Source organism: Spirosoma endbachense (genome assembly GCF_010233585.1).
In the GTDB taxonomy this organism is placed as follows: domain Bacteria; phylum Bacteroidota; class Bacteroidia; order Cytophagales; family Spirosomataceae; genus Spirosoma; species Spirosoma endbachense.
The window spans coordinates 6,299,763-6,323,897 of the sequence record NZ_CP045997.1 but is presented as its reverse complement, the minus strand read 5'-3'; the positions used below and the strand labels follow the sequence as shown (position 1 = coordinate 6,323,897).

At 47.3% G+C, this 24,135-nt stretch carries 21 protein-coding genes; 8 read left to right on the top strand and 13 right to left on the bottom strand.

What is annotated here, in order from left to right:
- The first annotated feature begins 77 nt into the window (after window positions 1-77).
- On the top strand, window positions 78-1,106 hold the full coding sequence (locus GJR95_RS25755; protein ID WP_232540867.1) for a phosphotransferase: 1,029 nt from the start codon (window positions 78-80) through the stop codon (window positions 1,104-1,106).
- Between the two features lie 106 nt (window positions 1,107-1,212).
- Window positions 1,213-2,169 (top strand): nucleoside hydrolase, encoded by a 957-nt coding sequence (locus GJR95_RS25750; protein WP_162388591.1) that lies wholly within the window; start codon window positions 1,213-1,215, stop codon window positions 2,167-2,169.
- A 42-nt stretch (window positions 2,170-2,211) separates the two neighbouring features.
- On the opposite strand, the gene GJR95_RS25745 is transcribed toward GJR95_RS25750, so the two are convergent.
- The gene (locus tag GJR95_RS25745) at window positions 2,212-4,641 is read right to left on the bottom strand and encodes a TonB-dependent receptor domain-containing protein (protein ID WP_162388590.1); all 2,430 of its coding nucleotides are present in this window, start codon (window positions 4,639-4,641) and stop codon (window positions 2,212-2,214) included.
- 400 nt (window positions 4,642-5,041) lie between these two features.
- Here GJR95_RS25745 and GJR95_RS25740 point away from each other — a divergent pair, with 400 nt between their 5' ends.
- Both GJR95_RS25740 and GJR95_RS25735 read left to right on the top strand, forming a co-directional pair.
- Entirely contained in the window at window positions 5,042-6,022 is a 981-nt protein-coding gene (locus tag GJR95_RS25740; protein WP_162388589.1) for a pyruvate dehydrogenase complex E1 component subunit beta, read from the top strand.
- 196 nt (window positions 6,023-6,218) lie between these two features.
- Window positions 6,219-6,578, top strand: a complete 360-nt coding sequence (locus GJR95_RS25735; protein WP_232540866.1) for a hypothetical protein — start codon at window positions 6,219-6,221, stop codon at window positions 6,576-6,578.
- A gap of 161 nt (window positions 6,579-6,739) precedes the next feature.
- Here the strand turns inward: GJR95_RS25735 and GJR95_RS25730 are convergent, their stop codons facing one another.
- The 5 genes from GJR95_RS25730 to GJR95_RS25710 all read right to left on the bottom strand — a co-directional run bounded on the left by GJR95_RS25730 (window position 6,740) and on the right by GJR95_RS25710 (window position 14,375).
- Window positions 6,740-8,140: an MBL fold metallo-hydrolase gene (locus tag GJR95_RS25730; protein WP_162388588.1), complete on the bottom strand. Its 1,401-nt coding sequence runs from the start codon at window positions 8,138-8,140 to the stop codon at window positions 6,740-6,742.
- 31 nt (window positions 8,141-8,171) lie between these two features.
- Window positions 8,172-8,975, bottom strand: coding sequence for a sulfite exporter TauE/SafE family protein (locus tag GJR95_RS25725; RefSeq protein ID WP_162388587.1), 804 nt, complete (start codon window positions 8,973-8,975; stop codon window positions 8,172-8,174).
- Between the two features lie 114 nt (window positions 8,976-9,089).
- A complete protein-coding gene (locus tag GJR95_RS25720) occupies window positions 9,090-10,589 on the bottom strand; it encodes an APC family permease (protein WP_162388586.1) in 1,500 nt (499 codons plus the stop codon).
- Window positions 10,590-10,754: 165 nt separating this feature from the next.
- Window positions 10,755-13,835 (bottom strand): protein translocase subunit SecDF, encoded by a 3,081-nt coding sequence (gene secDF / locus GJR95_RS25715; RefSeq protein WP_162388585.1) that lies wholly within the window; start codon window positions 13,833-13,835, stop codon window positions 10,755-10,757.
- A 153-nt stretch (window positions 13,836-13,988) separates the two neighbouring features.
- Window positions 13,989-14,375, bottom strand: a complete 387-nt coding sequence (locus tag GJR95_RS25710; RefSeq protein ID WP_162388584.1) for a hypothetical protein — start codon at window positions 14,373-14,375, stop codon at window positions 13,989-13,991.
- Between the two features lie 210 nt (window positions 14,376-14,585).
- Between GJR95_RS25710 and nadC the strand changes: the two genes are divergently transcribed.
- Complete coding sequence (nadC, locus tag GJR95_RS25705; protein WP_162388583.1) at window positions 14,586-15,419, top strand: carboxylating nicotinate-nucleotide diphosphorylase; 834 nt, start codon at window positions 14,586-14,588, stop codon at window positions 15,417-15,419.
- 51 nt (window positions 15,420-15,470) lie between these two features.
- Here nadC and GJR95_RS25700 read toward each other — a convergent pair whose 3' ends face one another.
- The 3 genes from GJR95_RS25700 to GJR95_RS25690 form a co-directional block, all read right to left on the bottom strand.
- The gene (locus GJR95_RS25700) at window positions 15,471-17,225 is read right to left on the bottom strand and encodes an amidohydrolase family protein (protein WP_162388582.1); all 1,755 of its coding nucleotides are present in this window, start codon (window positions 17,223-17,225) and stop codon (window positions 15,471-15,473) included.
- Window positions 17,226-17,392: 167 nt separating this feature from the next.
- Window positions 17,393-18,139 carry an ABC transporter ATP-binding protein gene (locus GJR95_RS25695; protein WP_162388581.1) on the bottom strand — a complete coding sequence of 249 codons (747 nt, stop codon included), beginning with the start codon at window positions 18,137-18,139 and terminating at the stop codon, window positions 17,393-17,395.
- Window positions 18,140-18,213: 74 nt separating this feature from the next.
- On the bottom strand, window positions 18,214-18,945 hold the full coding sequence (locus GJR95_RS25690) for an MlaE family ABC transporter permease (protein WP_162388580.1): 732 nt from the start codon (window positions 18,943-18,945) through the stop codon (window positions 18,214-18,216).
- Window positions 18,946-19,110: 165 nt separating this feature from the next.
- Here GJR95_RS25690 and GJR95_RS25685 point away from each other — a divergent pair, with 165 nt between their 5' ends.
- Complete coding sequence (locus GJR95_RS25685; RefSeq protein WP_162388579.1) at window positions 19,111-19,785, top strand: SDR family oxidoreductase; 675 nt, start codon at window positions 19,111-19,113, stop codon at window positions 19,783-19,785.
- A 154-nt stretch (window positions 19,786-19,939) separates the two neighbouring features.
- A complete protein-coding gene (locus GJR95_RS25680) occupies window positions 19,940-20,854 on the top strand; it encodes an ROK family protein (RefSeq protein WP_162388578.1) in 915 nt (304 codons plus the stop codon).
- 61 nt (window positions 20,855-20,915) lie between these two features.
- Here the strand turns inward: GJR95_RS25680 and murB are convergent, their stop codons facing one another.
- The 4 genes from murB to GJR95_RS25665 all read right to left on the bottom strand — a co-directional run bounded on the left by murB (window position 20,916) and on the right by GJR95_RS25665 (window position 23,474).
- Window positions 20,916-21,941, bottom strand: a complete 1,026-nt coding sequence (gene murB, locus GJR95_RS25675; RefSeq protein WP_162388577.1) for a UDP-N-acetylmuramate dehydrogenase — start codon at window positions 21,939-21,941, stop codon at window positions 20,916-20,918.
- Between the two features lie 301 nt (window positions 21,942-22,242).
- Window positions 22,243-22,398, bottom strand: coding sequence for an IS3 family transposase (locus tag GJR95_RS42285; RefSeq protein WP_232540865.1), 156 nt, complete (start codon window positions 22,396-22,398; stop codon window positions 22,243-22,245).
- On the bottom strand, window positions 22,349-23,002 hold the full coding sequence (locus tag GJR95_RS25670; protein WP_162388576.1) for an IS3 family transposase: 654 nt from the start codon (window positions 23,000-23,002) through the stop codon (window positions 22,349-22,351). The genes GJR95_RS42285 and GJR95_RS25670 overlap by 50 nt, the downstream gene beginning before the upstream one ends.
- Window positions 23,003-23,165: 163 nt before the next feature.
- Window positions 23,166-23,474 (bottom strand): transposase, encoded by a 309-nt coding sequence (locus GJR95_RS25665; protein WP_162388575.1) that lies wholly within the window; start codon window positions 23,472-23,474, stop codon window positions 23,166-23,168.
- A gap of 102 nt (window positions 23,475-23,576) precedes the next feature.
- Here GJR95_RS25665 and GJR95_RS25660 point away from each other — a divergent pair, with 102 nt between their 5' ends.
- On the top strand, window positions 23,577-23,936 hold the full coding sequence (locus GJR95_RS25660) for a Fic family protein (protein WP_198424745.1): 360 nt from the start codon (window positions 23,577-23,579) through the stop codon (window positions 23,934-23,936).
- The last annotated feature ends 199 nt before the right edge of the window (window positions 23,937-24,135 follow it).

The window sequence follows — 24,135 nt, the reverse complement described above, 5'->3', positions numbered from 1 at the left end:
GAACAGATTGATTGGGAATGAGTTGTCAATCTATTTGCCGGTAGCTAACGTATAGTTTATTCCTTAACCGATCAGATATGCTGCACCTTGACGCTCAAAAAATTGATGTTCTGCAAGACTACCTCCGTCGACGTGGCTGGCTCGATACTGAAGAAATAATCTCATCAGTCGAAAAACCCGGCGAAGGTAATATGAACTATACACTTCGTGTTACAACACCTAATAGGACGCTGATTGTCAAGCAGTCACGGGATTATGTGGAGAAATATCCAACAATTCCGGCTCCGGCTAACCGGGCGGTTATTGAAGGACGGTTTTATCAGAAAACGCAGCCAATCCCAATGCTGGCAAGTTATATGCCCCAGCTTCTGGGTGCCGACGACGAAAATAATATTCTTGTCCTTGAGGATTTAGGCGATTCCAGCGACTACACATTTTTGTATCTGCCCGGCCAGCTTCTGAGTGAAGCCGATACGCTGGCTCTCACAGAGTATTTATCCGAACTGCATCATCAGTTTTCGGTTGAAGCACCCGACCCGATCTTTGCGAATCATGACATGCGGGCGCTCAATCACGAGCATATTTTTACCTATCCATTTCTGGAAGACAACGGGTTCGATCTGAATACGATTCAGCCGGGTTTACAGGAATTGGCAATGCCATATAAGCAGGATACCGAGTTGAAAAGGAGGGTTGGCCAGTTGGGTGAACTTTATTTGACAGAAAGCCGCAGCTATAGGGGAGGAGTGGCTGCGCCCAAAACATTGTTGCATGGTGACTACTATCCAGGAAGCTGGCTACAAACAGTAACTAACCAGGAATCAAGTATAAAAATCATTGATCCCGAATTCTGCTTCTACGGCCCTCCTGAGTTTGATTTAGGCGTAATGATCGCCCATCTGATGATGGCTCAGCAGCCATTTTCCACTTTGAATTCCATTCTGTCGGATTACGAAAAACCAACTGGGTTTGATGATACGTTGCGTCAGCAATTTACGGGCGTCGAAATTATGCGACGACTGATCGGGCTGGCCCAATTGCCACTCAGTTTATCGCTGGAGCAAAAACAGTCATTACTCGCCGAAGCCCGGCATATGTTTCAATAAAATAATAAGACTGCTCATCTGTTCTTGCTTCTGGTAGCCTCAGGCATTTGCTTCGGTGCAAATGCCTGAAATGAAAATAGTCGTCTTTTTCTTTAGTTTGCCGTCCATGTCCTCTGCTGATAGTACTCAACACCTCACTAAGCCTCGCCGGATCTGGCTTGATACCGATATTATGATCGGGATGAAAGACAAAACGCCCCGCGAGGTCGATGATGCCATCGCGCTCATTATGGCGCTTGAACATCCCGATAAAGTGGAGATCATTGGAATCAGTACGATTACCTACGCCAATTATGCCTATGAGGTAACACAGAAAATTCTGGGTTGGTATAACAAAACGGGTCGGACGATTCCGGTATACCGGGGCTCTGATACCGCCAAGGATGTTGGGTTGGAAAATGAGGCTACGCGTGCGCTGGCTGATGCACTACGAGAGGAAAAAATGCCCATTCTGGCCATTGGGCCCGTCACGAATGTAGCAACGGTGATCAAAAATCATCCGGAACTAATCCCTCAGATTGAAGAAGTCGTCGTGTGTGCAGGCCGGACGCCGGGGCTACCCTTCAAGCCGGGATTAGAGAAGCTCGCAGTCGGGGACTATAATTTCGAAATGGACCCGGAGTCGTTCCGGATTTTGTTCGATGCGGGCGTCAGGATGGTGTTGTCTGGTTATGAATGTAGCGTTTATACGTTTCTGGGTAGAACAGACATTGATTTTTTGACTAATGGCACCGTAGCTGACCAATGGGTTTATGATCAGCTACGTCCATGGCAACAATTCAATGAAGAACTCTTCGGCGTAGACGGATTCGTTCCGTGGGATACCACTCCGCTCGGTTACCTGACTCATCCGAATTACTTCAAGTATTATCACGACATACCGGTTCGGATTAACGTCCGCCAAAGTGATACGGAACCTACCGGAACGAAACCCTATTTAGAAGTTTCTTACGACTACAAAGACACGACCTGGCGGGCAATCTATGCGTACAAAACACTGCCCGGCTTTGAGAAAATTGTAATCGAAGACTTAAAGCAGGCATCGTTGAGGAATCAGAAATGATGCGTTTCCTTGGTTTGTCTAGCAGATCAGTAACCGTCGGCATCACTTCTTGTCATCATTACTGATTTTGCGGCTTTGCTTTCCTCCCGAACTCATTTGCCCGAATTTGTAGCTGAGCGTTAGCCGGATAGAGCGGTTCACGAATAGTGAGGTGTTCTGGGCGGTAAATGAAGGGGCAAATTGATCCCCTGTTATTTTAACTGTGCGATTGAATGGGTTGTTGAGGTTCAGGGTCAGGCTAACTTTCTTGCCCATAAATTCCTTCTTGGCCGATAGACCATAATAATACCAGCCGGAGTTTCGGCTCTGGAGCGATATCCACCCAGATCCGACATAACCATTAGCCTGTAGTGTTAAATCTTTGGGTAATTTATAGGAGACATTTGGGCTTGTGCTCCATACCCAACCACTCGTACGCTGATTGAGTGCAACGCTCGTAAGATCGACGTAGGTTAAATCGGAGCCGATACTAAAATTGAGATTTTTGTTGGGCTGAAGTGTTAGATTGAGATTGGCCCCATAGCTGGCATTGCGGCCAATGTTTTGCGGTGACGAGAGGGCCGCACCTTGCGCATCGACCGTGGCGAGCCATTCAATTGAATTGTTGGTCTGCCGCCAGAAAATGGCCGCGTTGAATGATGAGCCTTCTTTCCCAAATGTACTGTACGACAGCTCAGTAGCGTGGGTTAGCTCCGGATTTAGGAATGGATTACCAGTCTGAACGTTCTTCGGATCACTGTAATTTTTGTATGGATTCAGATACCAGATGAGTGGCCGTGAAATCCGTTGGGTATAGCTGACTTTAAACGTATGCTTCTTCCGAAGCGTTTTGGCGAGCGTAAAGCTGGGAATCAGATTCTGGTATTGATTGGTGAATCGACTTTGGTTTGTTACAAAGTCACCTTCGATGCGGGTGTGTTCCAGCCGTGTTCCGACGGTTAGGTTCCATTTGCGTTTGGTGTCTATTTTCAGTGATGCATAACCAGCCACCACCCGCTGATTGTAGGTAAACTCGTTAGATCGCCCAGGATCAACGGCATAATCACCTTCCTGACCGGTCAACGCCTGCTCAATAACAAACTCGCTGCCAATGTCACGCAGGATCGCTTTGGCACCGACCTCTGCTTTAATCGTCAGTGTATCCCGTTTTGTTCGAGCAGTGAATGGATGGGTATAATCCGTCTGGAAGGTATACTCATTATTGCGGCTGAGATTAGTGCTGCGTTCCAGATAAGTCGGCACTTCCGAGGTCATATCCGTTTGCGTAATGGTGTAGTAATAGTTATCGGGCATTCGCGCATATTGTGTCAGAACCGCCAGTTCGCGCCCCGGTTTTTTGAATGATTTGGCCCAGCCGAGATTAAACTCCGTATTCCCGTATGGATTTCGGAACCTGATATCACGGTGATAGTTCTGCAATACGTTACCCTGCGGATCGGCCAGGCGACTGTCGAGCGTGCTGTTCATCGGGAAATTACCTCCCCAGGCATTGCCCGAAAAGTTGATCCGGTTCGTTGAATCCGGATCATAATCAAGGCTCATCTCGCCAAAACCTCCCGTGCCGGTGTTATCGCGGCTCGTACGCTGGCGCAAAATACTTGTAGGCTGCCCAGCTGTTAAGGCCGTGCGCGTACTGCTATTTTCGCCAATGTTTCGGTACTGATAGCCATTCAGCGAAATAGCCAAACCGAGCTTTTTTCCTTTTACGTTCAGATTGCCACCCAATGAACGGTTCAGGTTGCCCCCCGTTGCATTCACCGTTCCGTTTGTGCCCTGCACTCCTTTTTTTGTAATGATGTTTATAACACCGGCTGAGCCTTCAGCATCATATTTTGCGCCGGGGCTGGTGATTACTTCCACCGATTTAATGATATTGGCTGGCATCTGTTTGAGGGCATCGGCCAGATTTCGCGCCATTATCGACGACGGCTTCCCGTTGACCAGGACTTTAATGTTGCCACTACCGCGCATCTTCAGATTACCATCTAAATCGACCGTTAGCATCGGTACTTTGCGTAGTACATCTACGGCCGTTCCGCCGGTATTCGATACATCTTTTTCCGCATTATAAACCAGACGATCCCCTTTATCCTCAACCAGTGCTTTCTGGCCAACTACATTCACTTCATTCAGATTGCGGCTGTCGGGCGATACAACGACTTTTCCAATAGCTGTAACTGGCTTTTCGGTTGTGATCGCTACATTATTGAGCTCTTTGGTTCGATAGCCAACAAATGAGAAAACGAGTTTATAGACGCCTGTCGCCACTTTATCAATGGTAAAAGCTCCGTTCTCGTCAGTTGTTACACCAGTGATGAGTTTACTGTCGGCTGTTTGTAAAGCGACTGTCGCAAAGGGGATCGGTTTTGTTGTAGTTGAATCGGTCAGGAAACCAGTAATGCGTCCTGAATTTGATTGACCGAAGGCTATTAATGGAAAAGCAAAGAATAAGGTCAGGAAAAGGTTTTTCATAACAAAGGTAAAGGGAAGATCACTGGTTTGTTGTGGAAGTAGTGGGGCAAAGCTAAGTCGTCACAAAAGAAGGTTACATGTCGTTATGGAAATTTAACATTTCGACCAACGTCCGATTTTCCTCGACTAACACTGAAATGAAAAAGGCCAGGAGTAAAAGCGTGCATATAGAGTGACCAGCTGATTTAATCCGATGATGCCGGAAACTGGAAGCAGGTTGCACTCACAAGCTCATTTAACATGGGCTTAATAGGGTATCTGATTAATATTGAAAGAAGCCGTAAACGATCATTTGACGAATCAGGGCATTTTGCCTAATTTTGATCAGTTTTTTAGCCAATGTCATCGATTAGCCGTACGATTAATCGAAGTGACATAAAACGAAATCAACCGATTCAGGATGAGAGAAATACAGTTCCGCGAAGCCCTGCGGGAGGCCATGACGGAAGAAATGCGCCGGGACCCGAAAGTCTATCTGATGGGCGAAGAAGTCGCCGAATACAACGGAGCCTACAAAGTCAGTCAGGGAATGCTGGATGAATTTGGCCCGGAACGGGTGATTGATACGCCTATCGCCGAATTAGGTTTCGCCGGTATTGGCGTTGGTTCCGCTATCAACGGACTTCGGCCGATTATTGAATTTATGACTTTTAACTTCTCGCTGGTGGCGATTGATCAGGTCATTAATTCAGCAGCTAAAGTAATGTCAATGTCGGGCGGGCAATATTCCTGCCCGATTGTGTTTCGGGGCCCCACGGGTAATGCCGGGATGCTGTCGAGCCAGCACTCACAGAACTTCGAGAACTGGTTTGCCAATACATCGGGCCTGAAAGTTGTTGTTCCGTCAAATCCTTATGATGCCAAAGGATTACTCAAGTCCTGCATTCGTGATAATGACCCGGTCATTTTCATGGAATCGGAGCTTATGTATGGCGATAAGGGGCAAGTACCGGAAGAAGAATACCTGATTCCAATTGGGCAGGCTAAGATTGTTCGTGAGGGCAATGATGTAACGATTGTATCCTTCGGTAAAATTATGAAGGTTGCGTTGGCTGCGGCTGAAGAGTTGGCAAAAAATGGTATTTCTGCCGAAGTAATTGATCTGCGTTCAGTGCGCCCAATCGATTATGCAACGATTATTAACTCGGTGAAGAAAACAAACCGCTGTGTTATCGTTGAAGAAGCATGGCCGCTAGCCGCTATTTCGTCGGAGTTGACGTACAATATTCAGCGGAATGCATTCGATTATCTGGATGCACCCGTCGTTCGGGTCAATAGTATGGACTTACCATTGCCATACGCACCAACACTGATCGAAGCGATTCTGCCGAACGTTAAACGGACGTTGCAGGCGGTGGACACTGTGATGTACAAAAAATAAAGTAACTCCCTGGTACCAGGGAGGCATAAAAAAGCATCGGCCAGAACGACCGATGCTTTTTTATGCGTATAAAAAAAGCCCGACCATATTTTGGGCGAGCGTCTGTATTGGCGTAGTTGTTGTTGTAACGACCTTGCATAGCAATTAGTTTAAGCTATGAAAAATAGGTAAATAGTTTTTCAAAATATTCGTATTAATGAAGGAGATGGAGCGAAAAGCGGAAAAAGAGCCTAGAATTCGTCCGACAGGACGAATTATCTACGAAGTTACCATTCAGCATGTTGGCTCATTGAACGCACTTCGACAGCGAGAGTCGAAAGTTATCTTCTTTTCGAATTTACGTAAAGCGGTTGATGCCATTACCGCTGAACTGGCACTTACGAATTGGCCACCCCGGATTAATTATACCGCTGTTTATAGGGGCATTAAGCAGCGGGAGTTTTACAGCTGCGACTTTGATGTAGCAGGAACACGTGTGTTTCGCATTAAAGTAGTAGCCCGCGTGTTAAATCCGGCCTTACCACGATTGGGAATCGACGATAACCCGACAAAATAAGTCCTTCTTTTCTGAAGCCGTGTCGACAATGGGCACGGCTTCAGAAAAGAAGGACTCGATGAATTGTGTCTTTATCAGGGATTTTGCGAAAGCCCGTGCCACGGTTGCTAATGAAGAGAAAGCAAACCGTGGCACGGGCTTTCGCAAAATCTTTCTTTATATTACTTCACGACATGTTGCTCACTGACAACCGGCACATTTGTCTTTTTAATCGCAGCCAGACCACCTTCTACATTAACTACATTATCAAAGCCGCGGGCTTTCAGGATAGAATTGGCTACCATCGATCGATAACCACCAGCGCAATGAATGTAGACTGGCTGGTCACGACTAAGTTCAGCCAGGTAGTCATTCAGGTTATCAAGAGGGAGGTTTTCTGCATCTTTGACATGTTCACTGGTAAACTCACCTGGCTTTCGAACGTCTACAACACGTGTTTGATTGGCCTGCCATTCAGCCGCAAACGCTTCAGCTGAGATAGAGTTGATCGAATCAACTTCTTTTCCTGAATTTTTCCAGGTATCAAATCCGCCGTTGAGGTAGCCAATGCAATGGTCATACCCTACACGAGCCAGTCGGAGAATTGTTTCCTGCTCCAGGCCTGCGGGTGTTACGAGCGCAATTGGTTGTATCAGATCCGGAATTAATGCGCCAACCCAGGGGGCGAATTGCCCATTTAAACCAATATTAATGGCATTGGGAATAAAGCCTTTCGCAAAGTCAACCGCGTCGCGAACATCAAGAACCAAAGCTCCCGTTTCATTGACTGCTGCCTCAAAGGCATCGGCAGAAAGCGCATGACTGCCACGCTTGAGGACTCGATCGAGGCTTTCGTAACCTTCTTTGTTAAGCCGGGCATTCTCCGCAAAATAAGCCGGAGCCGTTGTCAGGCCATCGAGAACCTGTTCAATAAATTCATCTCTGGATTTAGCCCGAAGCGCGTAATTGAATCGTTTTTGGTTGCCGAGGGAGTCCGTAGTTTCCTTACTCATATTCTTGCCGCAGGCCGACCCGGCTCCATGAGCTGGATAAACAATAACATCGTCGGCAAGAGGTATGATCTTGGTCTGCAGGCTGTCGTAAAGCATGCCTGCAAGGTCTCGTTCGCTTAAATCACCTTTGATAGCGAGGTCTGGCCGACCCACATCGCCAATGAATAACGTATCACCCGTGAAGATGGCATGGTCTTTCCCTCCTTCATCGATAAGCAGATAGGTTGTCGATTCTGGCGTATGGCCGGGGGTGTGAAGTGCCTTGATACGCACGTTACCGAGCGTAAATGTTTCACCATCCCTGGCATGATAAGCGTTATAGCTCGTATTGGCATTAGGGCCATACACAATGGTAGCCCCCGTTTTTTTTGCCAGATCAAGATGACCCGACACAAAATCAGCATGAAAGTGGGTTTCGAAAACGTACGTTATTTTCGCACCCGCTTTTTCTGCTTTTCGAATGTAAGGAGAGGTTTCACGAAGCGGGTCAATAATGGCTGCTTCGCCATTGCTCTCGATATAATAGGCTCCCTGGGCCAGGCAGCCCGTATAGAGTTGTTCAATAATCATGGCCACAATTTTATCCAGGCTTAGAGGCTAGTCAGAGTGTAGATAATTCTTTCAGAATCATATAGCAGGCTACCAACAGTACGAACCAACCAAAACCTTTTTTGAGTCGGTCGGGCGCAACAAAACGGGCTAAGTACATTCCGACGAAAATCCCGACGATGGATAAACCCGTAAATGGTAGTAGAAAATTCCAGTCCAGGTCGGTATGATGAATATCACCCATAAACCCGACAAATGAATTAACAGCAATAATCAGCACTGAGGTTGCCACTGCCCGATGAATAGGTAAGCCTGCCATCAGGACCAGCATCGGGACAATCAGAAAACCGCCCCCAGCACCGATCGTTCCGGTTAGTAAACCGACAGCTAATCCATCGAGGGCCAGCGCCCCATAGCGCGGATTCCCGTCGGCTGCTTCACCCTGTTCGGGCCGGGCGCTTTGGATCATAGCACGGGCTGCCAGAATCATTACCGTTGCGAAAAAGTATAAAATGGCATCACTTTTAGGCAATACAAAGGTATTGAACTGAAATAGCGGATCGGGCAGGGCAGGGACTAAAAAGCGACGACTTAGATAGATTGAGACAAACGACGGCAGAGCAAATGTGGCCGTTACACGCAAATCGACCTTTTTTTGCCAAATGTGATTAAGTGATCCAACCAGCGATGTTGCTCCAACTACGAATAGCGAATAAGTAGTTGCCAGCACCGTTGGAATGCCGAATACGTATACAAAGATTGGTACTGTCAGAATAGAACCTCCACCGCCTGCCAGTCCGATAACCAGTCCAACCAGCAAGGCAGATGCGTATCCAATAAACTCCTGTCCACTCATTTCAGGGCAAAGGTACGCGTCCTGATGAGATGTTTAGTCTATAGACTATTGAAAAAAGTCCCTCGGTACGTTACCAAGGGACTTTTTCAGTCAATGAGTTTTACCGCGAAGAAATTAGTCCCGCTGATTCAGATGGCTATTCCGACGGCTATAGGTGAAATAAACGATCAGGCCTAATGTACACCAGATGACAAATGATATTTTGGTATCTGTCCGGAGATTGTACATCAGATACAGATTGGCACAGATACCTAACGTGGCAATGACAGGCAAAGCTGGTGTCCGATAGGGCCGTTCCAGATTTGGTTCACGCACCCGAAGCAGCCAGACCGCTCCGCAAATCATAGCGAAAGCCAGCAGCGTACCGGAGCTACAAAGCTCAGAGACTTTATCGATTGGTGTCAGCGAAGCAACCGTTGCAACGATCAGACCGACCAGGATTGTGCTTTTCCAGGGCGTTTTGAAGGTTGGGTGAATAGAGGCAAACATGTTTTTAGGTAACAGGCCATCTTTAGCCATGCCCAGGAAAATACGGGTTTGTCCCAGCATCATCACCAACATTACCGAAGTAAGGCCGCCCAGGGCTGCAATTGTGATGATATAAACGGCCCATGTTAAACCCTTATCTGCGAATGCCTGAGCTACGGGAGCTTTCAGGTCAAGATCTTTGAAGGGCACCATGCCTGTCAGTACAAGCGAAACGAGAATGTACAGTATTGTGCAAATGATCAGCGAAGCAAGAATAGCGAAGGGTACGTCTTTTTTCGGATTGATGGCCTCTCCCGCCTGAGTCGACACGGCATCGAACCCGATATAAGCGAAGAAGACAATACTGGCCGCTGTGACAATGCCATTGAAGCCATAGTGCTGCTGCCCTGAATTATCGATAACTGGTTGCGGAATAAATGGTGTCCAGTTGGTGGTATCGATATAAAATGCCCCTACGATAATGACGAAAATAACGACCACCACCTTTACGATTACGATGATGTTGTTTGTGCTGGCAGCTTCTTTGATACCCCGTACCAAAATATAGGTCACAACAAGTACGATCAGGAAAGCAGGCAAGTTTACGGCGAATGAAAAATCGGGGATAATTTCACCCGCAGCCCGCAGTTTTTCGGCTTTTTCCTGTGCCGTAATCGGGTCATTCATTAAATAGATAGGAGGATTTATGCCAAACAAATGGAGTAACTTTTCAAAGTAGCCGGACCAGCTTACGGCAACTGTCGTGGCACCCATCATATATTCCAGAATAAGGTTCCAGCCAATAAGCCAGGCAAAAATCTCGCCCACTGTGCCATATGAATAGGCATAAGCAGAGCCTTCTACCGGAAGAATTGAAGCAAACTCTGCATAGCAAAGAGCTGCAAATGTACAGGCTACTCCGGCCAATACGAACGAGAGCGCCAGAGCAGGACCAGCCCAGTCGTGAGCAGCAATACCAGTGAGCACAAAAATTCCACCTCCAATAACGGCTCCGATCCCAAGCGATGTTAGCCCCCAGCGGGTTAACACACGTTTGAGTTCACTTTTTTTCATATCAGCTTCGTAAGCCGCAAGGGGCTTCTTACGCCAAACACTGGTATCTACTGGTTTTAGTTTGGTTTCCATGCAGGAAAAGAGAGTTTGGTGATTGTGTCTTTTAGAGAAATATTCTTGGGTTAAAACGTCTGGAAAGATACAAAAAATAAAGAGTGAAAGCGTAAAAGAGTGGAAGAGTGAAAAAATCTATTGGATTGTTCCGCTCTTCCACTCTTTTACGCTTCACGCTCTACCTTATGATTGCGATGGACGAATCAGGGGTGTTTTTACCTTCTTCTCTTTTTTCGCCGTAAACTCTTCGGGCGTGGCAGGTGCTACACTCGTAAAGTCAGATGGAATGGCGTCGAATCCGGTTTTCTTTTCAATCGTGGCGGTCGGTGTTCCGTTATCTTTCTCCTGATCACGGCTCAGCGCATCAACCACAATCGGGGTTGCTACAAACAGCGATGAGTAGGTACCGACAATGACACCAATCAGCATGGCGAACGAAAAACCACGAATGGTTTCTCCGCCAAAGATGAAGAGTACCAGCAATACCAGAATCGTTGAGAAACCAGTTACGGCCGTGCGACTCAATGTGCTGTTCAGCGCGTTGTTGATAATGGTCGGAATGCTTTCTTTTTTGCCCCGGTTTTCACTGAGGTATTCACGAACCCGGTCGAATACAACAACGGTATCGTTCATGGAGTACCCCATAATCGTCAGCAACGCACCCACAAATGCCTGGTCGACATCGAGCGAGAAAGGCAATAGGCCGTTGAAGATCGAGAAGATAGCCAGAATGATAAGCACATCGTGGAACATGGCAACAACAGCACCATAGCCAAACGCCAGTCGCTTAAATCGGATCAGGATATAAATAAAGACGACCGCTACGGCCAATAAGATAGACCATAAGGCCGATGTCAGAATATCGTACGCAATGGTTGGCCCGACTTTCTGTGAGCTTTCGATACGAGCCGGATTACCGGTCAGGCTACTTAATCCTTTGTAGATAGCGGCTTCAGCCCGTTTGTCGGCTCCCTGCGAATTATCATCAACCAGATACGGTGTCGTTACTTTTACCTGATTGGCACCAATACCCGTACCACCATAGGTTTTAACTTCGGGCGATGAGCCTAATATACCTTCGAGTGAGTTACGAACTTCGTCGGTACTTACCGATTTCTCAAAGCGAACGACGTACGACCGGCCACCTTTGAAATCGACACCCAGTCCGAATCCTTTGAAAATAACGGAGATGATACCTGCCGCAATGATAGCCGATGAAACCGTGTAGTACAGTTTCCGACGGGAAACGAAATCGAAGTTAGAATCTTTGAACAGGTTCTTTGCCCACGACGACGTAAACGTCAGCGTTTGTCCATTCCGTATGTAATATTCCAGAATGATACGGGTGATGAAAATAGCCGCGAATAATGAGGTCAGAATACCGATAAGAAGCGTTGTCGCAAAACCCAGGATTAGGCCTGTACCGAAAATGAACAGGACAATACCGGTCAGGAATGTCGTCACGTTCGAATCAATAATAGACGACATTGCATTCTGGAATCCATCCGTAACAGCCTGTTTGAAACCCTTACCCAGCGCCAGTTCTTCTTTGATACGTTCGAAAATAAGTACGTTCGCATCTACGGCCATACCAATCGACAGTACGATACCCGCAATACCCGGCATGGTTAATACCGCACCCAGTGATGCCATTACGCCCATCAGGAAGAACAGGTTAATGATCAGGGCTATATCAGCAATAAATCCGGCCCGGTTGTAATAGAACACAACAAAACCCAGTACCAGCAGAATACCGACAATCGACGAAAGCACACCGGCACTTACGGCTTCTGAACCCAGCGTCGCTCCCACAACATTTTCTTCTACGATTGTGGTTGGCGCAGGGAGTTTACCAGCTTTCAGCACGTTGGCCATGTCTTTGGTCTCTTCTACGGTGAAGTTGCCGGAAATGCTCGAACGACCATTTGGGATCTCGTTCTGCACGTTTGGCGCCGTATAAACCAGGTTATCGAGCAGAATAGCTACCGGCCGACCAACGTTGGCGGCAGTCAGGTTTTTCCATTTGCGACCACCCTCAGCGTTCATGTTCATCGTCACTTCCGGACGGCCACGATCATCGTAATCGTTAGCAGCATCAGTAATAACATCACCTTCAAGCGGAGCGCGGCCTCCTGGTTTTTTCAGGAAGTAGAGAGGCAGAATTTCTTTGCCATCCGTTGCTTTGAAGGTCTTACGATCCCAGGCGAAGATAGCGTCGGCAGGGAACAAACTGCGTACTTCAGGAGCATTCAGAACGGCATTGGCACGAGCTGTATCTTTCAGGTAAACACCTAGCTGATCCTGGCCAACGGGCAGGAACAACTGGGTAAGAGCGGTACCCTGAGCAGCCGCAGCTGCAGTATCACTTTTAGCCGTCGAGTCTTTCTTTGATCCCTGAGCCAATTGCGATTCGAGGCTATTTCCTTTGGCAGCTGTTCCTGCAGCCGGTGTTGTGGCGGTTGTTTTTATGGCTGCTTTACGGGCGGCCTCTTCGCGTAACAGATACGCGCCCATTCCTTCAATAGCGGGAGCCAGTTCGTTCAGGCGGTAAACTTCAGTGAATTCGAGCTTGGCAGCACCCGTCAACAGGCGACGAATCCGCTCTGGGTTATCAACGCCCGGTAGTTCGATCTGAATCCGGCCCGAACCGGGTAACCGTTGAATGTTTGGGTTGGCTACCCCAAACTTATCGACCCGCGCCTGGATGATCTGGAATGCCCGCCCGAAAGCGCCATTCACTTCATCATTCAGTAATTTCCGCACTTCCGAATCCGACGACTGGAAGTTGATTTTGCTCCGGTTTGCGCTCGTCGCAAAAACACTCGCCAGTTTGGTTTCCGGAGCAAGCTTCTTGAAGTTGTCAGCAAACAAGTCTACGAAGCTTGTATTACTTGTCTTCTTATCTTCAGCCGCTAGTTTCAGCGCTTCATTGAACTTCGGATCGCGATTGTTTCCCGACAGCCCGCGTAGAATATCGGCAGGCGATACTTCCAGCACAACGTGCATACCACCCTGAAGGTCAAGGCCAAGGCCAAGCTCCCGCTCGGTAACTTCCTGAAGTGTGCTACCCAGATAGACCGGTTCTTTCCAGAGCGAATCAAGATAGTGCTGCTTTTTAGAACGGTCGACCTGACCTTGCTTGTTAGTTGCGTAAGCCTCAGCATCGTCTTTGATGCCCCGCGAGACAAACGTAAATGACAGGAAGTAAACGCAGATAGCTGCAATTACGCCCGTCAGAATGAGTATTCCGGTTCGGTTTTGCATTGATTTCCACGGATTAGTGTCCGTGATTAGGATAAGTGGTACTGATAGATGAAAAAGAATATGTTATCTGGTACGAAATCCAGTAAACACAGTAGAGACGTGCGAGCTAAAACTGAACGATCAGTCGGGGAAAAACACCTGCCCGCACGTACGTTAGGGCGCATTTGTGGCAATATGATGCCCAAAGACGAATTTGAAGTAAGAAAAATAGAAATGCGGTAGTGTAAAATGCCGGAGCAGGGGAACGCTCAACAGCAATAAAATCACGAGCGTCGGAGCCGGAAGCAGAAACGCAGTCTGGCTGCCTCCATCTAAAGTAATGGCTGGGGTAACGACCGCTTCGAATTGGGCCGCGCTCAGTTGGACATCCGACGAGTGAGAATCAGTCGTTTTGCCCGCTTTGCTTGCTTGAGCAACCGCTTTCGTTGTCGCTAACGTCTGGTGATTGACTAACCCACCACGTCCCCAAACTGCCGTGAATAGCAGTAATGAAGCCAGTAGAAGACTCGAAAGACGTTGTATGACGCGTGGTTGCTTCATAAATTTCCTTAGCGGATGACAAATTTCGTACCATTTACGGAACTATGCAAGTGGTTTAGACAGGATTAACCGTATTTCCAGGAATAGAAGCTACGTGAAGGCAAAATAAGTAATGACTCAAGGCCCATAAAGGCAAACCATCACGCAGGAATCAGCGAAAAAGACATGGTTTCGATCCTGATGAAAAAATAATCTTGTTACCTTGCGCCCATGAATTTGCACGAATTTATCCAGCTGGCTCTCGCCGAAGACGTCGGCGATGGCGACCATACATCATTATCCACAATTCCGGCTGATGCGCAGAAACGCGCCCGGCTATTGGTTAAAGAAGCGGGTATTCTGGCAGGGGTGGAAGTAGCACAGGCCATTTTCGCCGAAGTCGATCCGTCCTTTCAGGTAGATGTTCTGATGCAGGATGGAGCCAGTATCAAACCCGGTGATATTGTTTTGACGGTGAGCGGGAATGCCCGCAATATCCTGACTGCCGAACGGTTAGTGCTGAACTGCATGCAGCGTATGAGCGGCATTGCTACGCACACACGTCAGCTAGTCGATTTGCTCGAAGGAACGCGGGCAAAGTTGCTGGATACCCGCAAAACCACGCCCAATTTTCGTATCTGCGAAAAAATGGCAACTAAAATTGGTGGGGCTGTGAATCATCGGTTTGGTTTGTATGATATGATCCTGATCAAGGATAATCACGTTGACTACGCCGGGGGTATTGAAGCGGCCATTACGAAAGCCGTTTCTTATCTGAAAGAAACCGACCGGACACTGCGAATCGAGATCGAAACCCGCAATCAGGCTGAGGTGGAGGAAGTGTTACGGGTCGGACAGGTAGATATCATTCTATTAGACAACTTCGAGCCGGATGGTATCCGCGACATGGTAAGGCTTATCAATGGCCGGTTTATCACCGAAGCCTCGGGAGGCATTGATGAAACGAACCTGCGTGCGTACGCTGAAACCGGTGTTGATTTTATCTCGTCCGGAGCGCTGACGCATCAGGTAAAAAGCCTGGATTTGAGTCTGAAAGCGTATTGATAAGGATTTGCTACGACTCTTCGAATAACTAACTATCTGAAGAGTAGGTGTTTATCTTGTGAAATAAACTTTCGCAATCTTTCCTGCTTCGACCTTATAAATCGCCACGGCTTTTACGGGCTCTTTGTCAGCAGCGAACGTAACGCTTTCGTGGTCAATCACCGTACTGCCAACCACAATCCGGTTAACGAGTTCACAATGCAGGTTCCTGGTCTTCTCAAACATGCCGCTGTATTGCTTGCGCATGGCTTCTTTGCCTTTATACAATAGCTTATCCGGGAAGGTATAAACCTCTACATCGTCTGCATAGGGCTCCAGAAAGGCGTCGATGTTGCGGGCGTTATAGGCGTTAAGTTGTTTCTGGGCGAGATTTTCGGGCGAGTCTGGCCGGATTTTTTCCGGTGTTGTTATGAACCCCCGGTTTACAATCGTTTCCAGACTTGTCAGCGCATCAATATTTTCCAGCGGATTCTGTTTCAGTATCAGCACATTGGCCAGTTTACCCTCTGCCAGACTACCGATCTGGGCTTCTTTGCCGAAAATCTTCGCTCCATTGATTGTCGCTGATTTCAATACATCAGCGGTTGAAAGACCAGCCCCCTGCATTGCTTTCAATTCATCCAGGAATGACGTGCCATGAAACGTACCGGGATTACCGGCATCTGTTCCGGCCACAACATTGATGCCTGCATTCCAGACTTTTTTTAAGTTAACCCGCTTAATAGAATCCCTTTTGATCGAACGTGCCTGAAATTCCGGGCTGGCCAGTAAGCTGGTATATCGTTTGCGGATTTCCGGCTCAGGTAAATGTTTGAAATCAAAAAGGGTTCCCAGAACGTATGGATTGGCATTCGCAAATTCATAAGGAGTTAGCTTCCGATCGTCGCTGAAGAAACCTGTGATACCCCGGTTTACAATCATGGTTGGACCGTAACTTACCTTATTTTTTCGCATCAGATCGATCAGTTCATCGTCAATAATACCGTCTTCAGGACTATGAACCAGAAAGTCGGCACCGTATTTCACCCCTAGTTTAGCCGCCAGCAACTCCTGCGTATGAATAGCCAGCTTGAGGCCGTTTTTATGCGTTTCGTCAATCGCAGCCTGCACAATTGGGATCATCTCTTCGCCTGGCTTTCCCATTCCCCGGATTATGAACCAAACCTTGATAAAGTCAGGCTTATAGGCCAGTTGCCGACGTACTAACTCGCGGGCTTCTTCGGGGGTATTGGCTTTGATAATAGGCGAATCATCGACTTTAAAGGCTTCCGGCTGGTAGGTTGAAACGAGCGGCCCGGTCATCAAAATCTGTGGGCTGGTGTAGAGTTTGTTGAAACGATCGCGATAAGGAAACTGGTAAAGCGGCCCACCAATGTCGATCACGGTTGTGATTCCACATGCCAGATATCGACGTAGCAGATCGCCCATATTGTCGCGGAGCCATTGTCGTTCGGTTTCGTAAGGGCGGTATTTGGCCAGATTAATGCCATCGGGCCGGGTATAAATGCTCCCCGACTGAAACAGGTGGATGTGGCTATCGATCAGACCCGGCAGCAGCCATTTGCCTTTGGCATCAATGACCGTCGTATTGTCGGGTACTTTTAGATTCTTACCAATCTTTTTGATTAGTCCATTCTCGATCAGCAGGCTACTATTTTCACGCACATTGCCCGTTTCGACATCAATTAAATTGCCACCCAGAATTAAAACCGGTTGTTTGGGTAATAGTATGCTGTCAGAATTACTGGATTGGCTATTGGCGGCTATCGTTCCGAGTAGGAATAGGCTGAATAAAAAGTATTTCATTGGTTTGCCCGTATAAATCAAGCTTTAGCGATAATCCAGGTTGCTGTCTATTATCCCAACTATATTCTCAGTTTCACAAAGTCGTAGAGTGGGCTCCCAAAGGCGTTTAATTACTTTTCTGTATAAGCTCGCTTTGGGAACGTTTGAGAGCCGTATAAGTACAGCACTTACTTTTCCATTTCACGCAGCAACTTATTGGCATAAATGAACTCATTCAGTTCCGCTACGTCAGACTGAGTTATTGTATTACTATTTCCTTCCCAAAGTTTTTTGCCTTTATAGAGGAACATAATCTTTTCGCCAATTTCCATCATCGAGTTCATGTCGTGGGTAATGACGACGGTCGTGATCTTATACTCATCCGTGATTTCTGAAATGAGTTGGTCGATCTTGATGGATGTGAGCGGATCAAGACCTGAATTGGGTTCGTCGCAGAACAGATATTTAGGATTAAGAACAATGGCGCGGGCAATACCGACCCGTTTTTTCATACCACCACTGATTTCTGAAGGCATTCGATCGCCTGCACCCTCCAGACCTACGCGCCGTAGACACTCCTTCGCCCGATTTATTTTTTCGTCTTCCGACTGTTCCGTGAGCATATCGAGGGGAAAGCGAACATTTTCAAGTACAGTCTTGGAGTCGAAGAGGGCCGAGCCCTGGAATAATACACCCATTTCTCGCCGGATCGTCTTTTGTTCTTCCAGGTCGCCAGTCAGAAAGTTGCGTCCGTCGTAAAGAACCTCCCCCGAATCAGGCTTGATCAGCCCAATCATACACTTTAGCAAAACACTTTTGCCAGTACCGCTACCACCAATAATTAAGCTAGTGTCACCCGGTTTAAACGAGCCACTAATACCTGCCAACACCTGCCGGTCGCCAAAGGTCTTCGATATATCTTTGATTTCAATCATGGGCAATGAGTGAAAGCGTCAATGAATAAACGACCGCAACGATCTATTGCGATACGCATTGACGCTTTCGCTAATTAGGTCAACAATACCTGTGTCAGAATAAAATCAGCTGCTACAATCGCAATACAACTGTTGGTTACAGCGGCTGTAGAGGCAGCGCCTACTTCCAGTGCTCCACCTTGTACATTATACCCCTGAAAAGCCGAGATTGTCGATACCAGAAACGCAAATACGACGGTCTTGATCAGGGCGAACGTAACACCAAATGGCTTATACTCAAGACGTAATCCGGATACGTATTCTTCGGGAGAAATAACGCCAGCCAGAACCCCGGCAATATAACCTCCCAGAATCGACAGGAATCCGGCCATGATGACCAGCAACGGAATCATGAGTATGGAGGCAATTACTTTGGGGAGTACCAGATAAGAGCTTGAATTGATACCCATTACCTCTAAAGCATCGATCTGCTCCGTTATGCGCATTGTGCCCAATTCACTGGCTATATTAGAACCAACCTTACCGGCCAGCACAATGCAGGTCAATGTCGGTGCCAGTTCCAAAATCGTACTATCTCGTACAATGAGTGCAATGATGTTGTGCGGCACAAAGGGGTTGGTGAGGTTATACGCCGTTTGAACGCAGGTAACGGCTCCAATGAACGAGTTCACAAGCGCCACAATAAAAACAGAACCGACGCCAATCGACGTACACTCGTTCAGAATAAGCCCCAGATAAACCCGCATTTTCTCCCGATTACGGAAGAGTGAACCCAGAAAAATGAAATATTGACCTAACCGTGACATAAATGCAAGATGCGAAGCAACCAGCCGCTCCAACTACCGGATGCGACAACATCGAGAGAACCCCGGCAAAGATAGAATGGTTTCTAACGTAACTTGCGCCGTATCCTAAACCAACAGGGTTTATACATCGATACGGGTTATAATTAAAGAGTTTTGTCTGTTTTTATGAATCCACTGATTGTTGTAACGGGAGGGTCTAAAGGTATAGGCCGCGCTATTGTCGATCGATTTGTTGGCGAAGGGTTCGATGCCGTTGTTTGCGCCCGGTCAATTAACGGTCTACACGGTCCAGGTTTACTGCCTTTTACGGCTGATCTGTCAAACCGCACGGGTGTCAATGCCCTGCTGGAGTATATTCATTCCCTCAACCGCCCCGTCGACGTGTTAGTCAACAACACAGGATTGTTCCTGCCGGGGCAGATTCAGGACGAAGCCGAGGGTACGTTTGAACAACTGATGAATACAAATGTTGGTAGCGCCTACCATCTTACACGTGGCCTGGTTGGCAATATGGTATCCCGGCGTCAGGGGCACATTTTTATGATGTGCTCAACCGCCAGCATTACGGCCTATACCAACGGCGGTTCATATTGCATCTCTAAATTCGCTTTATTGGGTATGAGTCGTGTTTTGCGGGAAGAATTGAAACCTCACGGGGTTAAGGTCACTGCTATTTTACCCGGCGCAACATTCACCGCAAGTTGGGAAGGAACCGACCTGCCGGAGGATCGCTTCATGAAGCCGGACGATGTCGCCAATAGCGTTTGGGCTGCTTATTCATTATCAAAGAGTGCGGTAGTCGAAGAAATTCTTATTCGCCCGCAGCTCGGTGATATTTAGTAAGCGGTTCTTAAGGCTGCTAATTAGAATAAATCCGTTGCTAATGAAGGAGTGTTGACTGGGTGGGCGGCCCCGTAACGACTTTTTTGTATCTTGCGGCCCACTTCATCCATCCTAAACATAACTGTTCACTGTTAACCGATTACTGTTACGAATGTCTTCTGTTGAATATTTGGGTATTGACGTCGGCGGAACGAACGTCAAAATGGGTATTGTTGATGCCAACACCGGCAAAATCTCCAATTTCTACAGCCACGATACCATTAGCTGGCGGCAGTCTGGCCACTTCGTTGAGCGGTTTGGCGATGCAGTTGCACTGCAATTATTTTCCAACAAAGATGTCAAGCAGGTTGGTATCGGCCTGCCGGGCATGCTTAGTCGGGATCGAACGGTGCCTCTTGAAATTACGGCCATCCCCGAAATCAATGGCGTTCCACTCGTCGAAATGCTATCCAAACGGTTTGCGGGCGTTCAGTTTTTCCTGGAAAACGATGCGAATGCCGCTGCTTTGGGGGAGTATTACTTCGCAGAAGAAAAAATAACGGAAAATTACATTTTCATCACGCTCGGTACGGGTGTTGGCGGAGCGGCAATTATCAATAAGAAAATCTTTACGGGTGGCGATGGGAATGCCATGGAGCCCGGTCATATTCCGTCGCGTCATGGGCGGGTGCTGGAGCGAAACATTGGTAAGAAAGAATTGCTCGATCTGGCCATCGAACGCCGGAAAGAATATAAAGGCGAAACGCATTTACCCGATGATGGTGATATTTCTACGACTGGATTGGTTGCTGCGGCTGCTGAGGGTGATGAACTAGCGCTTCAAATTTGGACAGAAGTAGGCGAGATTTTAGGCGAAGGCCTCGCAGCTCTTATCAAGATCCTGGATATTAAACAGGTATTGATCGGTGGTGGCCTGTCGGCTTCTTTTGATTATATCCTGCCTGCTGTCGAAAAAACGCTTGATTACTGGCTCAATGATTACTATAAAAACGGGCTGGCTATTAAACGGGCAACGTTAGGTAACGATGCCGGGTTGCTCGGGGCAGCATCACTCTGTTTTGAATAAAAAAGACTGTATTAACAGGAACAATGAGTATAGTCCCACTTCTTGTTCCTGTTGTAATTATCTATACGACATTTACCTCTGGTGAAATTTTTATACCAAACAAGTCCAGTACTGACTTCTGGACTTGTTTGGCAAGGGCCAGAATCTCATTACCTGTTGCGTTGCCGTAATTCACCAGGACCAGAGCCTGTTTGGCATGCACGCCCACATCGCCTGAACGATAGCCTTTCCAGCCAGCCTGTTCAATAAGCCAGCCAGCCGGAACTTTTACGAGTGTATCGCCAATCGGATAACCTGGCAGAGTAGGATATCGTAGTTTGAGTGAATCGAATTGCTCCTTCGAGATTTCTGGATTTTTAAAAAAACTACCAGCATTACCAATTTGGGAGGGGTCAGGAAGTTTACTGCGCCGGATCTGGATAACCGCGTCGCTGATGGTCTTGATTGTCAGCTTGTCTTCAGAAACTCCCATTTCGGTAAGTGTTTCCTGAATGGCACCGTACCGTGTATGAAACGTAGGGTACTTGTCTAGTTGAAACGTTACGCCCGTAATAATGTATTGGCCTTTCAGCTCTTTCTTAAAGATACTTTCCCGATAGCCGAATACACAATCTGCATGATTAAACGTGCGTTTTTGGCCAGTGAGGACATGAATTGCCGTTAGTGATTCAAATACTTGCTCCAGCTCGACTCCGTAAGCGCCAATATTCTGCATAGGTGCTGCGCCAACAGTACCCGGAATAAGGGATAAGTTCTCTAGCCCAGCATAGCCTCGCTGAACACAAAACACAACCAGCTCATGCCAGGTAACACCAGCGCCTGCTTTCAGGTAAATATGGGCATCGTCTTCGCCAGTGACGTTGATACCCTGAATATTCATTTTGACGACTAATCCGTTGAAATCATGGCAGAGTAAGACATTACTGCCTCCGCCGAGAATCAATTTAGGTGTATCAACGAAGTCAGTTAATTGTAATAGTGTCTGAATATCGTCTTCGTGATTAATTTCAACCCAATACCGCGCAGAAACGTCAATCCCGAATGTATTATGGGGCTTGAGCGACACGTGGCTTTCTATTGTCAGCATGTGTTGTTCGTAATAAGCTCCAAAATTAACCAAAATATATGTCAGGTTAGCGTACGGTTGCCGGGCTTGCGCTGGAAGAATAACAAAAGGGCAAATTTTCATTACTCCGGCCTTCTAAGCTGATTACAGCATCTCCTATCTCTGGCAAGCAACAAATGTGGCCTTATAACCTTAAGCTGTTACATTTTTGCTTACCATTTTTTGTCTAACCTGCAATGATCATCGCATGAGTACGCCAATTGGCTCATGCACACATGTGATTGTCCACGACTGCGGTGGCCGGGCTCTGAGGTGGTCCGGTTTAGCGGCACACTGAACTTGCAAGTTTAGTATAATATTCCTGCTCAAACTGTTCAGGGCTTTTGTTGCCCAGCGACGAATGCCTGCGCACCCGATTGTAGTACATTTCAATATACTCGAAGATTTCGGTTCGAGCATCCTCCACACTTAAGAACATTCCTCCCTCTAATAATTCCGCTTTTAGGCGGCTGCTTCGGCAGTCCGATCCAAAATGACTCTACAAAGGCATTATCATACGGATCGGCGGCCCGGCTCATACTGGGCCTAATATGCCACAAATTGATTAGCTCATGCAAATCACTCGATACGTATTGACCTCCTCGATCCGAATGGGTAATCAGACCAGGGAATGGCTGACGCGATTGTAACGCATTTCGCAGCGGTATGACGATCAGGTCATCTTCCATATTGTCATCTACTCGCCAACCGACTACTTTGCGAGAAAACAGGTCCATCCAACTCCCCAAATAAGCCCATTTGCCGTTAACCAATGGCAAATAGGTTATGTCGCTGACCCAAGCTATATCTGGCTCTAAAGGCAAGGGCTGATCTAACAATAGGTTAAGCCAGTAACCTTTTTCATGGGTACTATCCGTCGTGCGGGGCACAAACGACTTAGGCTGAATGGATTGTAAACCAGCTAGTTTCATAAGTGTCCGCACCTGATGTCGTCCCACTTTATGGCCTTGCTCTTTCAGTTCAGCTACAATTCGTCGACTCCCATACCGTCGCTTATGATCGGCGAAAACCTGTTCGATCAAGTGCTGTTTCTTTCCGCGCCACGGTGGCCCTTTTCAACCGTTGGTTTGTAGCTATCTCCTCGCTGGTAACGATAGTAAGCGGTTCGACTCAGGCCTAGTACAGAGCAGAGTGTTTCGATCGTAAACGTATCGGCCAGCGTACGAATAAGCGTATAGTGTAATGTCAGGTCTGTCGGCTGAAAATGCTCAACGGGGCCGCCCGGCGGGCTTTTTTTAATATCTCGCGCTCAGTTTCCAATTGCCGTACTCGATCCTTAAGTTGCTGATTTTCCAGGGCGAGTTCATTTTGTTCACCACTCGCTTTTTTTACCCCTTGGTTCTGGTTTTTCCAGCGGTAGATTAGATTCTCTGAAATGCCTAAAGCCTTGGAAATATAGGCCGCTGTCTGGCCACTGCCCAACATTTTAACGACTTCGTTTTTGAAGTCGGCATCATATTTTCGCCGAGTTTTGGGTTTGTTGGCTTGCTGCATGGTCTTGCGAAGTTAAGCAAGTCCAGTGGGCCGATTAATTAGACCATCTCACTTTACTTAAGTCGCTACATCGTCGAGCACAAAGATGAGTATTATAGTGCCTTGGCTGGTGTCTCCCAGCAAGGGGATTGGCAACGGTGGCTACTTTACATGTTACGGGCGGTAGCTCAGACGGCCCAGATGACCTACGAGAAGATCAATCGTATTCTGCAAGCGCGTGATGCTGTTCTAGAGGTAGTCGCCAGCCAGGGGAATATTCGCCGTCCGGATCAATTAACTCAAAAGATCTTCACGCAGCCGGTTACCCGAGTGCGGCATCTAACCCAAGACCGCACGTATGCAGAGAATACCGCCCGTGATTATCTTAACAAGTTAGTTGACTTGGAGGTGTTGGAGCGTAAGACGGTGAGCGGGAACCACTATTATATTAACCGGGAGTTATACGCAATCTTAGCCGAGTAGCTGAATCATACTAACGTTAATCCAGTTAATTGAGATAGGAAAAGCCGTTTGCTGGTTAACAAGCTTAATTCATTTCCTACATTACTTCCCAAAATACAAAAACGACTGTCATTATTTGCTCTCAGCTCAGATTTTAGAAAGTAGGCGTCGCCTATTTTAGTATTCAACCTGTATCAATCAGCGAGTTAGAGGTAATCCT